This is a genomic window from uncultured Campylobacter sp., from assembly GCF_938030785.1.
Classification (GTDB): Bacteria; Campylobacterota; Campylobacteria; order Campylobacterales; family Campylobacteraceae; genus Campylobacter_B.
In genome coordinates, this window is record NZ_CALHIK010000104.1 from 1 (window position 1) to 13,722 (window position 13,722).

The window sequence follows — 13,722 nt, forward strand, 5'->3', positions numbered from 1 at the left end:
TATATGTTGATTTATAGCGTAATTAAAATTCTATTAGCGAAATTTGTTTTTAGAAAGTACAAAACGCCAAGCAATAAAACCAACGCTAGCCACTTATCGGCATGAAATTATTTAGTAAATTTACCCTGCGCCGGGCGAATAACAAATAATTTAATGCCTATTAGTTATAAAAACGCTAAAGCAGCTGTCGGCAAATCAAAAGCGTATCAAATTATAAATTTATGCCTCAATTCGTAATCGCCTCTACGGTGCTAGCAGTAGCATAAATCAATCCGCCTACAGTGATAAAAACTACGGTACCTACGATTAATACCGGTAGTGCTATGATAACGCCAAGAGGGTTTGGTCCGTCGCTTTCCCTACTGCCGGGTAGAATTTCAAGATTTGCTTTTATAGGCACCTTTAATCTATCGCTAGGCTTCATTATTTCGTTTAAATTTTTTATATCCACTACTTGCGCGTCAAAGTTAAAAACAACCTCGATCTCGCCTTTTTTCTCATCTATTTCGAGACGATCCGCCAGAGCCTTGATTTTGGCGACATCTGCGCCCGCGGCCGAATTTAAAAATGCGCTAAATTCACCCCGTGCGCGCCCGGTATCGGCATTCGTCACGACGATTTTAACAAGTTCACGCTTAAGCCCCTTGGCGTAACCCTCGTCGTAGAAGCGCGATATGTTTTTAAGCGAAGAGCCGCGCGTTAGCACGTAGCTAAATTTTTCGCCGACGATATACTCTTTGCCGTCATTTACGAAAAACGCCTTTATACTCTCGCTCGCCTGTTGCTTAGCCGTCACGGAGCCCTGTTTGCATTGACACCCAACTAGCACTACGGCTAATAAAATCGCGATAAATTTTTTCATACTATCTCCTTGTTTTAACGATCACCATAGGTTGATCGCCTCTTTGTTTTTATGTTTTTAATTTTACTATTTCGGGACTTAAATTTAGTATATTAAAAAATCTCATTTTAAGCGGTCTTTTTTTCAAAATTACATAAATTCCAGCTTAAGCAGATAAATTTTATCTTTTTATTGACGAGCCTCAATGCTTATCGAAATTTAAATAGGTAAAATTCTCTCCTAATTTCAGTTAAAGGAGTGAAAATGGCAGAATTTAAAAAGCTCTGGATGGCGCTTGTAGCGGTACTCATCGTGGGCTTTAGTTTCTTGGGTTTTTACGGCGGCGAGGTGTATAGGCAGTCTCCGCCGGTGGTAAAATTTACCGATGCTAGCGGAGCTGAGCTAATCAGTACCGAGCGCATTTACCGCGGACAGGAGGCCTGGCAGAGCATCGGCGGTATGCAGGTGGGCTCTATCTGGGGTCACGGAGCGTATCAAGCGCCCGATTGGAGCGCGGATTGGCTACATAAGGAGCTGGTCGCGTTTATGGATATTAAGGCGCAGGAGCGTTTCGGTGTGAAATTTGACGCTTTAAATGACGAGCAAAAGGCGCAGATCAAGGCACTTACTAAGGCCGAGTACCGCACCAACACCGTAAAAGACGGCACCGTCAAGCTAAGCGATGATCGCTTGAAGGCTATGGCGGTCGTAAAAGACGAGTATATGGGCGTTTTCGGAAACGATCCGCGCTTTAAAAAGCTTCGCGAGGATTACGCGATGAAGGAAAACACGCTCGCAAACGAGCAGCATCGCGCCGAGCTTATGGATTTCATCTTTTGGACCGCTTGGGCGGTTTCTACGGATCGTCCGAGCGGAGAGGCGACCTATACCAATAACTGGCCGCACGAGCCGCTGATAGACAATGTCCCTACCACGGAAAACGTCATTTGGACAATCATAAGCCTCGTTGTTTTGCTTACCGGCATCGGTTTGCTGGTTTGGTTCGGAAATTTCTACGGCAAAAAGGACGAGGATTTCGAGGCTCCTGCAAAGCTAAACGCCGATCCGATTGCCGCTTTAGCGCTTACGCCGTCGCAAAAGGCGCTCGGCAAGTACCTTTTCGTAGCGATTGCGTTGTTTGCATTTCAAGCCTTCATCGGCGGCTTTGTTGCGCACTATACGATCGAGGGTCAGTCCTTTTTCGGGCTTGATATTTCGCAATATATCCCTTACTCGCTAGCTCGCACCTGGCACGTGCAGGCGTCCATTTTTTGGATCGCTACGGGCTTTTTGGCGGCGGGATTGTTTCTAGCTCCGATCATCAACGGCGGCAAGGATCCTAAATTTCAAAAGCTCGGCGTGGACGTGCTTTTCTACGCGCTTCTTTTCTTGGTCGTCGGCAGCTTCGCGGGCGAATACATGGCGATTGCGGGCAAGATGGATCCAAGCAGCAGCTTCTGGATCGGACATCAAGGATATGAGTATTTAGACCTCGGTAGAATTTGGCAGCTGATACTGTTTGTGGGCCTTGTGATCTGGATGGTACTCGTGCTGCGCGGCTTTATCGCGGGCTTCAGAGCCGAGGGCGATAAGAATTTATTGGCGATCTTTACCGCTTCGGTCATCGCCGTGGGGCTTTTTTACGGCGCGGGTCTATTTTACGGGCAGCGCTCGCCGATCCCGGTGATGGAGTACTGGCGCTGGTGGGTCGTACACCTTTGGGTCGAGGGATTTTTCGAGGTTTTCGCGACGGCGTCTTTGGCGTTCGTGTTCGCGTCCTTGGGCTTAGTAAGCAAGAAATTTGCCACCTACACCTCGATTGCTAGCGCGTCGATTTTCCTAATCGGCGGAATTCCTGGTACCTTCCACCACCTCTATTTTGCGGGCACCACTACGCCGATAATGGCTGTGGGTGCGAGCTTCTCGGCGCTTGAGGTCGTGCCTTTGGTGCTTTTGGGTTCGGAAGCGTTTCATTACTACAAGCTTCAATTCGCGCAGGATTGGGCTAAGCGTTTAAAATGGCCGCTTTACTGCTTCATCGCAGTAGCGTTTTGGAATATGCTGGGCGCGGGCGTTTTTGGCTTTTTAATCAACCCGCCGCTTGCGCTGTTTTACATTCAGGGCTTAAATACCACCGCGGTGCACGCGCATACGGCATTATTCGGCGTATACGGCTTTTTGGCGCTCGGCTTCGTATGGCTCGTGGCGCTGTATATTTATAGAGAAAAGAGCTTTGACGATACGCTGATGAAGATCGGCTTTTGGGCGCTTAATGCGGGTCTGCTTCTAATGGTACTGATTTCGCTACTACCTGTCGGAATTTTGCAGGCGTTCGCGGCGATCGACGTGGGTATGTGGTACGCAAGAAGCGCGGAATTTTTGCAAAAAGACAGCCTCTACGGGCTTCGCTGGGCGCGCATCATCGGCGATACGATCTTTTTGGTAGGAAGCGTGTGCTTCTTGCTTCAAATCGTGCGAATGATATTCTCGCGCGCTAAATAGAGTCTTCGCGAGCTTTTATTACTCGCTTTGCCTCGCAGGAATTTTATATTCTTGCGAGGCTTTTTAAATTTAGCGCACTTTGCGCGAGCTTTTTTCCGCGAAGGGGAGCTGCGCGCGAGTCTTTGCCGCAGACGATACCCGCGGCTAGTTTTAAATTTAGCCGTAAATCGCGATCAATCTTTAAAATTTTAAAATTTCATCCTCTTAAATTTACCCGAGCCAAATTTTAAATTTGCTAAAATTACCGCCGAAATTTTAACCTAAAGGAGTGAAAAATGGGTGTGCGAGAGCAAATTTTAGAAGACATTAAAACAGCGATGAAGAGCGGCGATCACTTCCGCAGAGACAGCCTGCGGATGCTTAACGCCGCGCTTAAGCAGGTCGAGGTGGACGAGCGCATCAGCCTTAGCGACGAGCGCGTCTTTAGCATACTTCAAAGCGAGATCAAGCGCCGAAACGACTCTGTGGAGCAGTACCGCGCGGGCGGTCGCGACGATCTGGTACAAAAAGAGCAGGGCGAGATCGAGATCATCGCATCCTATCTGCCTGCGCAACTAAGCGACGCCGAGCTTGCCGCCGCCGCCAGCTCGCTAATTGCCAAGCTCGGTGCGAGCGGCACAAAGGATATGGGGCGCGTGATGAAAGCCGCCAAGGAAGCGCTCGGCTCAAGCGTGGATGGTAAGCGGCTAAGCGAGGCGGTCAAAGCGGCACTGAAGTAGCCTGCGTTTGGGGCTGAATTTAAGTTCGGCTACGGCTAAATTGTATCGGCGCAAAATTTCGCCGCTGAAATTTTTTAAGATAGAGCTTTGGCTGCGGAATTTATACGCTAATTTAAAATTTTAAAGGATTATCATGAAAAAATTTATCGCGGTTTTACTAGCCGTTCTGCTTGTGGGGTGCCAGTGCAAACAAAACGTAGTGCCCGGAGCGAATGAAACGCCCGAAAAGATCACGGCATTTTTCGTAAACGACGGCAAGGAATACATCGTAGGCGAGAAACTCAGCTATGTGCTGACGGATGGCTCGTCGCTTAAGAATATCTCGGAATTTTACGACGGCGGATACGCCAAGGGGCTTAAGCGCGAGTTTGTGCAGATCGAAGTGACGGATGCGAAAAACGGCGAGGTGCGCGGTAGCTTCAGCGCGTTTTTAAATTCCGCAGCCGGCGCAGATGTCGCCAAAATCAAGGCTCTAGCAAACCGCATCGAAATCGATGAGAAAAAAGGCGAGATAGAAGTGATTTTCTACTTCGATGCGCGCGTCGTGCAGATCAAAAATCTTAGCGAAATAATGAAGCCAAGCGATAGGCTGCGCTCTCCGATACCCGCTCACATCGAGGTTAGGTCTGAACGCTGCGAGGGTAACGCCCTATTGTATACGATAAGCACCATCGTAGCTATGCCGATAATAATCGTGGGAACGGTACTGTTTCTGCCCGTGGTGATGATGCAGGAATATAGCCCGCGATAATAAAAGCCGTAAAATTCCGTATCTTACAGCGAAACTTACAATGTTAATGATCGATGAAGCTCGGCGAAATTTGGTATAACTTAGATCGCAAGTTCGATCTATTTATGATCGCATTTTATTTGGCGGCGATGTGGTACGGATTTCTTTTTAGCTTGAATCCTAAAAGCTTAGATGATCTGAAAATCGCAAATGGAATAATCATGGATGTCAGAAGCGATGATGGGCGCGAATATATGCAGATTTTTACGGATGAGCGCAAATTTATCAAAGTCTTTTTAAATGGCGATACGGATAACTTAACCTCTTTTTATAAAAATAAAATTTTGCTCAATGCAGCAATTGCTGAAGCTAATTTTAAGCGGTCAGGAGCGGATGAGTGGCAAGGTGTAAATATCAAGCCTTCTATCTCGCTAATCGCATACAAATGGCTGGAAGGCAAGCGAGTTAAAGCTTGGTATCAAAGCCGTCCGTTTCCGTTTCGGGGTCGCGGTACGGCATATCAGGTCTTATTTTTGGATTATAATGCGAGCGTCGATCCGCCGCAGCGCGAGTATCTGATGAAATTCAGATATGACAAATACGCTACGACGGATGATAAATTTACAGCTACGATATTTGGAGCTTTTACGCTCATTTTTCTTGCGATAATGGCGTGCAAATTTTATCAAGCATGGCGCCAACTGCAATAAACATTGCGCCGCGAAATTTTAATTAGCATCGGATAACCTGAAAACACGGCACGCAGTATTGATACGAAGCATTTTAAAAGGCGCTAGGCTTGCGCTGCGTAATTTATCGCAGATAGCGGCGCGAGCAGTATAAATTTGCAGTGTTAAATTTGAAGCGCTATTAAAATACAGATCGAAACGAGATTAAAAATTTTTGATAAATAGTTTTCGCCGAGCTTTAAAATTTTGAGGCTCCGGCTGCGCCTGCAAGTGCAAAATTCTAAATTTTAAACTGCATAAAATTTTAAAATTTAAACTGCGCGAGATTTCAAAATTTCAAATTTCGCGCTCGTTTAGCAGTATCATAAATTCCAAACGCCAAATGGGAGCGAATGGGCTAAAATAGCCCATTTATCAGCCCTTTAATCGCGTCTGATTGCTCCTTTTTCGCGTCGTTTTTGCTGCTGTTATCGTCCTTTTTCACGCCGAAAAGCTTGTCGATGCCCTTGCCGATCTGCTTGTCGAGCTTGCCCTTTAGATAGTCCGATTGGATATTGTATTTCGGCTCTTTGATCGTGCCGGTGATGTTTATTTCAAGATCGGTTTTTTCGATGTTTGCCTTAACCGGTACCGAAATCGCGCCCGTTTTGCTATCCAGCGTGCCGCCCGTGACGTTTAGCTTGCTTTTTTGCGCGCTCATATCGGCGTTAAAATTGATTAAATTCTGCTTGATCGTGCCGTTTACTTTGGCGTCATTATATACCTCGCCGCCTAGATCGCGGCCTAAAATTTTGCCGATTTTATCGATCAATCCACCGCTAGGAAGGCGGCCGTTGTTGATGATCGCGTCGAATTTTCCGCTGTGCGAGCTAGTATTATACGTAAGATTTGCATTGCCCGTGCCGTCGTAGACGTGATCGATATTTAGAAGCGTCATAAGCTCTTTGACGATGAAATTTTGGATTTTAAAATTTGCCTCATCGCCCGCGATCTGCCCGTTCAGCTCGCCGCCCGCGACCTTGGAATTTATGGTCGCAAACAGGCTCTTGCCGTCATGCGAAAGCTCGCCGGTAGCGGCGATCTTGCCGTTTAGTCTACGATTTAAGAAAAACTCCAGTCGCTGCAGGCTCGGGATCAGCAGCGCGTAGTTTGCCTTAAGCGCTTTGTTTTTAAGCTCATAAGTGCCGTTTAAGCTCTGAAGCTGCGCCAGATCGGAGTTTGCGTTTGCGCTAAAGGTCGCGACTGAGTTTTTGATATTTGTCTGCGCCTGCGCGTCCGCTTTTAGATCGCTCGGAAAGCTCTTGCCCGTCGCGCCGTCTAAAAATTTCTTAAAAATCACGCCGTTAGCGAGCGAAATTTGCGCCGTGCCGTTGATACCGTCCTTTAAATTTAACTTCGCATCGCCGTTTATCGTGCCGTTTCCGATCGCGTTGCCGTAAAACAGAGCCGAAAGCACAGCCAGATTTAGATTGCTCGCCTTAAGCTTTAGATCGCTTAAATTTCCGCTCGCATTCAGGTTACCGCCCATCGCGTTTAGATTTAAGTTTAGATTTTTAAGCTCATTTTGCGCTAAAGCCGCGCTAAGCTCGCCGTTTGCTTTGCCTTGCAGCTTCACTCCCAGGACGTTTTGCAGCGCGGCTAGATCGTTTGCGTTTAGCTTTGCGGACAGCTCGCCGTTTTTGTTTTTCAGATCGTATTTGGCTCCCGCATCCGCTTTAAGCGCGTCTTTAAACGCTGAAATTTGCGAGTTTGAAAGCTCAAGCGTAGAAAAATCGGTCTTTAAATTTCCGTTTGCTTTAACGTCGCCAGAAATTTTGCGCCCGAGCAGGCTTTCGAGTTTCGCTAAATCGGGTAAAATTAGATTAAAATCGGAATTTAAAGTTTTGTTTTTCAGATCAAATTCCGATTTTTCGGCGCTGATCTTGCCCAGGGTTGAATCGATCTTGCTTGCTGCTCGCAGGACGTCATTTTGCGCCGTGATGTCCGAGTTTAGCGTGATCTGCACGCCCTTTGGGATGGAGATATTCATATCTTTAAACGCAGATTCGTTTAGGATCAAATTTGAGCTTTTGATGCTTGCGTTGCCCTCTGCGCCGCCGCTGCTAGCCTTGATGTCCGAGAGCACGTCGATATTTCCTTTTGCGTAGATCGGCAGAGAGGCTACGGCAAGGGCTTTTTCGACGTTTAGAGCCTTGGCGTCGATTTGCAGATCAAGCGGACTAAGGTCTTTTAAATTTGCCAAAAATTTTACGTTGCTATCAAAAATCCGCCCGCTGCCGTTGATGCCGAATTTGCCAAGATCGCCCAAAATTTGCCCCTTAAGGCTCAGCCCTTCGTCCATTTTTATGCCGAGCTTGGCTAAATCGTGCGCGTTTGCGTCGTAGTTAAGATCGAAAGAGCGCGCAAAAAGCGAGTATTTGCCCTTTACGTTTACGCTCGCAGCATCATTTACGTTGGCGCTGATGTCCAGATCGCCGAAATTTAGATCGAATTTATCGAGCTTCACGTCAAGGCCGCTTTTTTCTTTGATCAAATTTTCTATGTAAGGCTTGGTAAGATTGTTGCCAAAATCGCTGAAAAATAGGCAGCCGGCGCCTACGATAAGCAGGATTAAAATTCCTGCGATTATGCCGAAAATTTTCATTTCGTCCCCTTAAAATTTAAAATTTGAAGGTATTATAGCCCTTAAAATTTAACGTTTGAAATCTCAATACTTGAGTTTAAATCACTAAAGTTTTATAAAAATTTTTCATAAACTATTGACAAGAAAATAAATTTTGCATATAATCTTAGCACTCAAACACATTGAGTGCCAATTTTAGAAAATCACAAATCAAAGAAAGGACTGAAATGAAATTTCAACCACTTGGCAAGCGCGTTCTAATCGAGCGTGAGGAGGAGACCAAAAAGACCGCTTCGGGCATCATCATCCCCGACAATGCTTCAAAAGAGAAGCCTTCGACCGGCAAAATCGTAGCCGTCGGCAGCGAATGCGAGGGCGTGAAAAAGGGCGATACCGTGGCGTTTGCAAAATACGCAGGCAGCGAGATCAGCTTAGACGATAAGAAATTTCTTATCTTAAATTTAGAAGACGTTTTAGGCATAATTAAATAAAAAGGATTGAAAATGGCAAAAGAGATTATTTTTTCAGACGACGCAAGAAACAGGCTCTACGCTGGCGTTAGAAAGCTAAACGATGCGGTAAAAGTTACTATGGGACCTCGCGGTCGCAACGTATTGCTTCAAAAAAGCTTCGGCGCTCCTGCAATCACAAAAGACGGCGTAACCGTCGCTAAAGAGATCGAGCTAAAAGATACGCTCGAAAACATGGGCGCTTCTTTGGTGCGCGAGGTAGCGAGCAAAACCAATGATCAAGCGGGCGACGGCACTACTACGGCAACCGTGCTAGCTCACGCGATCTTTAAAGAGGGCCTACGTAACGTAACTGCGGGCGCAAATCCGATCGAGGTTAAGCGCGGTATGGATAAATTTAGTGCCGCGATCATCGAAGAGCTAAAAAAATCATCTAAAAAAGTAAGCGGTAAAAAAGAGATCGCTCAGGTCGCTACGATCTCTGCGAACAACGATAGCTCCGTCGGCGATCTGATCGCGGATGCGATGGAGAAGGTCGGCAAAGACGGCGTCATCACCGTAGAAGAGGCAAAGTCGATCAACGACGAGCTAACCGTCGTCGAGGGAATGCAGTTTGACCGCGGCTACCTAAGCCCGTATTTCATCACAAATGCAGAAAAAATGCTAGTCGAGCTCGGCTCGCCGCTAGTTTTGCTATTCGATAAAAAAATTACAAATTTAAAAGATCTGCTTCCGGTTTTGGAGCAGGTTCAAAAAAGCGGCAAGCCGCTTCTAATCATCGCTGAGGATATCGAGGGCGAGGCGCTTGCGACTTTGGTCGTAAATAAACTTCGCGGCGTGCTAAACATCTCCGCGGTCAAGGCCCCTGGATTTGGCGATCGCAGAAAGGCGATGCTTGAAGATATCGCGATTTTAACGGGCGGCACCGTCATCAGCGAGGAGCTTGGTAGAACGCTAGAAAGCGCTTCTATGGCTGATCTCGGACAGGCTGAGCGCATCGTGATCGACAAAGACAACACCACAATCGTAGGCGGTGCGGGCAAGAAAAAAGATATCGACGCGCGCGTTTCGCAGATCAAAGCTCAAATCGCCGAGACTACGAGCGATTACGACAAAGAGAAGCTTCAAGAGCGCATGGCTAAGCTTAGCGGCGGCGTTGCGGTTATAAAGGTGGGCGCTGCGACTGAAACCGAGATGAAAGAGAAAAAAGACCGCGTGGACGATGCTCTAAACGCAACTAAAGCAGCCGTAGACGAGGGTATCGTAATCGGCGGCGGCGCTGCGCTGATCAGAGCGGGACTTAGCGTAAAGCTAGCTCTAAGCGGCGACGAGCTTATCGGCGCGGACATCGTCAAACGCGCGCTTTTCGCTCCGCTTCGCCAGATCGCCGAGAATGCGGGATTTGACGCGGGCGTCGTAGCAAATGCCGTCGAGCAGAATAAAGACAAAAAATTCGGCTTCAACGCTGCAAACGGCGAGTACGTCAATATGTTTGACGCAGGCATCATCGATCCTGTGAAGGTCGAGCGCATCGCGCTTCAAAACGCGGTCTCCGTCGCAAGCCTGCTTCTAACGACCGAAGCAACCGTAAGCGAAATCAAAGAGGAGAAACCTGCAATGCCTCCAATGCCTGATATGGGCGGAATGGGCGGTATGGGCGGAATGATGTAGTCCCGTGGGGGCGTCATTCGGCGCTCCCATACGCATTGCGGCGGTGCTGCGAGATTTTGCGGCGTCCCGTGGGGTGCCGTGAAATCTTTACGGCACCTCGCCGCGTTATAAATTTTACGGCGCTTCGTCTTTTGCGCAGCTTGTCGCGAGTTTTTATGATGCTTTATACGACCTTTTCATTAATTTCAAAATCTATCATTTTAAATTTACGGCGCGAAATTTTAACTCCCGTGCTTAAATTTAACGCCGCTTAATCTAAGCTCTGCTAAATTTCATTCCAAAAGAAGGAAGACGATGAAAAATTTTACCCGTATTTTTATACTCGCGCTCGCTCTAGCAGGCTTTACGGAGCTATCCGCTCAAAGCGCTGAGCATCAAATCGTCGCGCCGCAAAATCACAAATCCCAAATCGCGATGCAAGAGGATGTGAAAACCAAAAAATATGCGAGTAAAAATTCCACGATCGAAATTTCAAATTTAAAAAGCTCTAAAATCGAAAAATCCGCCCTGAAAAGCTCGAAAGTAAAAAATTTAAAAGCAAAAAATTCCGCCGCACGATCAAAAAAATCGGCTGTAAAAAATCCCGCAAAAAACGTTCCGTTCAGATCCGCACAAAAAGGCGACGGGCGCGCTTTGCCGCCGCTTAGGCTGGAGGTAAGCGAGAGGGCGTATTACGAGGACGGTACTTGGAAGCTAAGCGATCCCGCTCCCTCTAGCGCGGGCACTGAGCAGGCGCGGCATCCAGGCAAGGGCTTTTCGTTCTCGCCCGAGTTCGGCTCGGACGCTCCTAGGTACAAATGGCAGCAGAAGGACGGCGTAGGCGGAGGCAAAAGTCGGAACGAATCGGCGCTGGACATCCTGCAAAATAAGATGGATACGATCAAGCTCGACGTGGAATTTAGGCACTAATCCCGCCGCACTTGGTCTGAAGGCTGGAAATTTATCGGCTCCTAAGAAGTTAAATTTTATTATTGCGCTAGCTCCACGTAAAATTTGGCCTGCGAGCGGCACGTGCGGCGTAAATTTAAAATCGAGCCTCGCACGCTGTACAAAATAGATCAAAACTAGTTGCTAGCAAAATTTAGAGATTAAGTACTCCGCGGGCATAAGCTCGACGCTTGCGGCTATGAAAATTTATGTAAAATTCGGCTGAAAATTTCCGCGCCCGTATCGGTTTGATCTCGCACTCCGCCCGTTTACTCTGTGGCAGAATTTTATTTAAGCAAACACTCCGAGCGCTCTTAAATTTAGCAAATATTGATCGCGCCGTGCTCGCTTCGCTCTGAAAGATCTACCGCTAAAATTTAGCAAATGAAATTTTCAAGCGCGCGGATTAAAAGCGTTCGGCGCCGCTTGCGCTCGCCTGCTAAATTTATAAAATTTGCGCTTCGCAAAGATAATGCAAGCGATATTTTGCTAAAATATCCGCTCAAAGGAAAAAGATGCAAAGATACAAGACCAAGCAGATCAAAGTGGGCTCCGTAGCGATCGGCGGCGGCGCGCCCATCTCCGTGCAGTCGATGAGCTTTTCTAAGACCAAGGACGTAGAGCGCACGCTAGAGCAGATTAACCGCCTGTATTTCGCTGGCTGCGACATCGTGCGCTGTGCCGTGCTCGATAAGCAGGACGCGGACGCGCTCGCGCGGATCAAAAAAAGCTCGCCGCTTCCCATCGTAGCGGACATCCATTTTAATTTTCGCTTGGCGCTGCAGGTCGCGGAGTTTGTCGACGCTATCCGCATAAATCCGGGCAATATCGGCGGCAAGGACCGCATCAAAGAGGTCGTGCGCGCGTGCAAAGCTCGCAGCCTGCCTATCCGCATCGGCGTAAATTTGGGCTCACTCGAGGAGCAGTTTGAGCAAAAGTACGGCCGCAGCGTGGAGGCGATGGTGCAAAGCGCGCTGTATAACGCCGCGTTGCTTGAGGATGAGGACTTTAGCGATATCGCGATCTCGCTTAAGACTTCGGACGCGCCGAGCACGGTGGCTGCGTATCGCGCGCTGCGCCCGCTATGCGAGTATCCTTTTCATCTAGGCGTGACCGAGGCGGGGACGAAATTTCACGCAAGCATCAAGAGCGCGATCGCGCTGGGCGCGCTTCTGATGGAGGGGATCGGCGATACGATGCGCGTGAGCATTACCGGCGAGCTTGAGGAGGAGATCCGCGTCGCGCGCGCGATCCTGCAGGACGCGGGCGTGCAGAAAAGCGGCGTCAATATCATTTCGTGCCCTACCTGCGGGCGTTTGCAAAGCGATCTGCTAAGCGCGATCAAAATCGTCGAAGAAAAAACCGCGCATATCAAAACGCCGCTAAATATCAGCGTCATGGGATGCGTCGTAAATGCGATCGGCGAGGCGAAGGGCGCGGATGTGGCGATCGCGTTCGGCAACGGGCGCGGCATCGTGATGCGCCACGGCGAAGTGGTCGCCAAACTCGAGGAGAGCAAGCTCGTGGAGCGGTTTTTGCAAGAGGTCGAGGACGAGGTGCGGGTTCGCGAAGGAGCGTGAGAGCTGCGGGGCGCTTAGCGGCTTAAATGTCGCTATGATTCGTAGCTTGGGCGGCTCGGCTCTGAATTTTGGCGCGCCTGGCTCATCGCAGCTCGTTTAGGTTTGTCGGTACAGCGCGTTTTGGCGTAAAATTTTAAAATTTCGTCTTTAAAGCGGCGCTTTTAAATTTGAGCCTTTGGGAGTGCGGCTTGGAATTTTGGATTTAAATTTTAACTCTGGAATTTTGTTTTTAAATTTTGGGTTTGAAATTTTAACTTTGCAATTCGCCGTAAAATTTTATTTTAAAATTTGAGCTTCGCGATTCGGCGCCAAATTTGCGGCGTAAAATTTCAAAGCACGGCGCAGGAGTCGAGCCGCGTTAAATTTAGCGCGATTTATTGCGACGGACGCACCGTTTGCGAAACAGAGGGCGAGCGTTAAATTTAAATGCCACGGCATTTGGCTCATTGTTTAAGGCGTTTGAAAAATTTCAAATCGCGACGTTTTGGTTTAAATTTAGAAAGGTTTGCTCGCCGCAGCTCGGGCGCAAAATTTAATGCCCGAGCTTGTAGCGCTAAATTTTAATAGGTCGGCTTAAAATTTTAAAAAATTCTAAGCCCTAGCGAAATTTCAAGCTCTATGAAATTTCAAAATTTTAAATCCGTCGCGGCTGCCTTTGGACGCAGTCTTAAATCGCCGCGGTGTGTGTGCGGCATAAGAGTAACGGCTTAAAATCGCGTAGCTTTTGGAAGCGTTAAGTTTCAAAATCGCGCGAGCTTTCAAGATCGCAAGCTGTTTGATCTAGCGAGATTTTGGGTTGCAAGGCCCCGAGCTTCGCAGGCTTTCAAGCACTAAGCTTTCAAAGCCGCGATAGTTCCAAGACTGCGGTGAGCGTTCAAAGCCGCATCGGTTTTCAAAAGTGCTGGACTGAGCTGCGGATTAAAATTTACGATTTTATAGAGCTTAAAATTTAGACGCGCAAAAGCGCGCA

Annotated in this window: 11 protein-coding genes; 9 read left to right on the forward strand and 2 right to left on the reverse strand. The window is 47.9% G+C overall.

Annotated features, from left to right (window positions below; genetic code table 11):
- Positions 1–226: 226 nt before the first annotated feature.
- Entirely contained in the window at positions 227–862 is a 636-nt protein-coding gene (locus Q0438_RS05825) for a hypothetical protein (protein WP_299188461.1), read from the reverse strand.
- 243 nt (positions 863–1,105) lie between these two features.
- On the opposite strand from Q0438_RS05825, the gene Q0438_RS05830 reads away from it, so the two are divergent.
- The 4 genes from Q0438_RS05830 to Q0438_RS05845 all read left to right on the forward strand — a co-directional run bounded on the left by Q0438_RS05830 (position 1,106) and on the right by Q0438_RS05845 (position 5,502).
- Complete coding sequence (locus tag Q0438_RS05830; RefSeq protein WP_299188464.1) at positions 1,106–3,343, forward strand: nitric-oxide reductase large subunit; 2,238 nt, start codon at positions 1,106–1,108, stop codon at positions 3,341–3,343.
- Positions 3,344–3,618: 275 nt separating this feature from the next.
- On the forward strand, positions 3,619–4,062 hold the full coding sequence (locus Q0438_RS05835) for a GatB/YqeY domain-containing protein (protein ID WP_299188467.1): 444 nt from the start codon (positions 3,619–3,621) through the stop codon (positions 4,060–4,062).
- Between the two features lie 133 nt (positions 4,063–4,195).
- Positions 4,196–4,813, forward strand: a complete 618-nt coding sequence (locus Q0438_RS05840) for a hypothetical protein (RefSeq protein WP_299188469.1) — start codon at positions 4,196–4,198, stop codon at positions 4,811–4,813.
- A 53-nt stretch (positions 4,814–4,866) separates the two neighbouring features.
- Positions 4,867–5,502, forward strand: coding sequence for a hypothetical protein (locus tag Q0438_RS05845; protein WP_299188472.1), 636 nt, complete (start codon positions 4,867–4,869; stop codon positions 5,500–5,502).
- A gap of 376 nt (positions 5,503–5,878) precedes the next feature.
- Here the strand turns inward: Q0438_RS05845 and Q0438_RS05850 are convergent, their stop codons facing one another.
- Positions 5,879–8,125 carry a hypothetical protein gene (locus Q0438_RS05850; RefSeq protein ID WP_299188475.1) on the reverse strand — a complete coding sequence of 749 codons (2,247 nt, stop codon included), beginning with the start codon at positions 8,123–8,125 and terminating at the stop codon, positions 5,879–5,881.
- Between the two features lie 206 nt (positions 8,126–8,331).
- On the opposite strand from Q0438_RS05850, the gene groES reads away from it, so the two are divergent.
- The 5 genes from groES to Q0438_RS05875 all read left to right on the forward strand — a co-directional run bounded on the left by groES (position 8,332) and on the right by Q0438_RS05875 (position 13,705).
- On the forward strand, positions 8,332–8,595 hold the full coding sequence (groES, locus tag Q0438_RS05855) for a co-chaperone GroES (protein WP_298098226.1): 264 nt from the start codon (positions 8,332–8,334) through the stop codon (positions 8,593–8,595).
- Positions 8,596–8,607: 12 nt separating this feature from the next.
- A complete protein-coding gene (groL, locus tag Q0438_RS05860) occupies positions 8,608–10,245 on the forward strand; it encodes a chaperonin GroEL (protein ID WP_299188479.1) in 1,638 nt (545 codons plus the stop codon).
- 294 nt (positions 10,246–10,539) lie between these two features.
- Positions 10,540–11,154, forward strand: coding sequence for a hypothetical protein (locus tag Q0438_RS05865; protein WP_299188482.1), 615 nt, complete (start codon positions 10,540–10,542; stop codon positions 11,152–11,154).
- Between the two features lie 512 nt (positions 11,155–11,666).
- Positions 11,667–12,752: a flavodoxin-dependent (E)-4-hydroxy-3-methylbut-2-enyl-diphosphate synthase gene (gene ispG / locus Q0438_RS05870; RefSeq protein ID WP_299188517.1), complete on the forward strand. Its 1,086-nt coding sequence runs from the start codon at positions 11,667–11,669 to the stop codon at positions 12,750–12,752.
- A gap of 791 nt (positions 12,753–13,543) precedes the next feature.
- A complete protein-coding gene (locus Q0438_RS05875) occupies positions 13,544–13,705 on the forward strand; it encodes a hypothetical protein (RefSeq protein WP_299188484.1) in 162 nt (53 codons plus the stop codon).
- Positions 13,706–13,722: the final 17 nt, after the last annotated feature.

Excerpts from the sequence above, each read along its gene's own strand:
- Q0438_RS05825 (WP_299188461.1), bottom strand. The coding sequence starts at position 862 with ATGAAAAAATTTATCGCGATTTTATTAGCCGTAGTGCTAGTTGGGTGT.
- Q0438_RS05830 (WP_299188464.1), top strand. The coding sequence starts at position 1,106 with ATGGCAGAATTTAAAAAGCTCTGGATGGCGCTTGTAGCGGTACTCATC.
- Q0438_RS05835 (WP_299188467.1), top strand. The coding sequence starts at position 3,619 with ATGGGTGTGCGAGAGCAAATTTTAGAAGACATTAAAACAGCGATGAAG.
- Q0438_RS05840 (WP_299188469.1), top strand. The coding sequence starts at position 4,196 with ATGAAAAAATTTATCGCGGTTTTACTAGCCGTTCTGCTTGTGGGGTGC.
- Q0438_RS05845 (WP_299188472.1), top strand. The coding sequence starts at position 4,867 with ATGAAGCTCGGCGAAATTTGGTATAACTTAGATCGCAAGTTCGATCTA.
- Q0438_RS05850 (WP_299188475.1), bottom strand. The coding sequence starts at position 8,125 with ATGAAAATTTTCGGCATAATCGCAGGAATTTTAATCCTGCTTATCGTA.
- groES (WP_298098226.1), top strand. The coding sequence starts at position 8,332 with ATGAAATTTCAACCACTTGGCAAGCGCGTTCTAATCGAGCGTGAGGAG.
- groL (WP_299188479.1), top strand. The coding sequence starts at position 8,608 with ATGGCAAAAGAGATTATTTTTTCAGACGACGCAAGAAACAGGCTCTAC.
- Q0438_RS05865 (WP_299188482.1), top strand. The coding sequence starts at position 10,540 with ATGAAAAATTTTACCCGTATTTTTATACTCGCGCTCGCTCTAGCAGGC.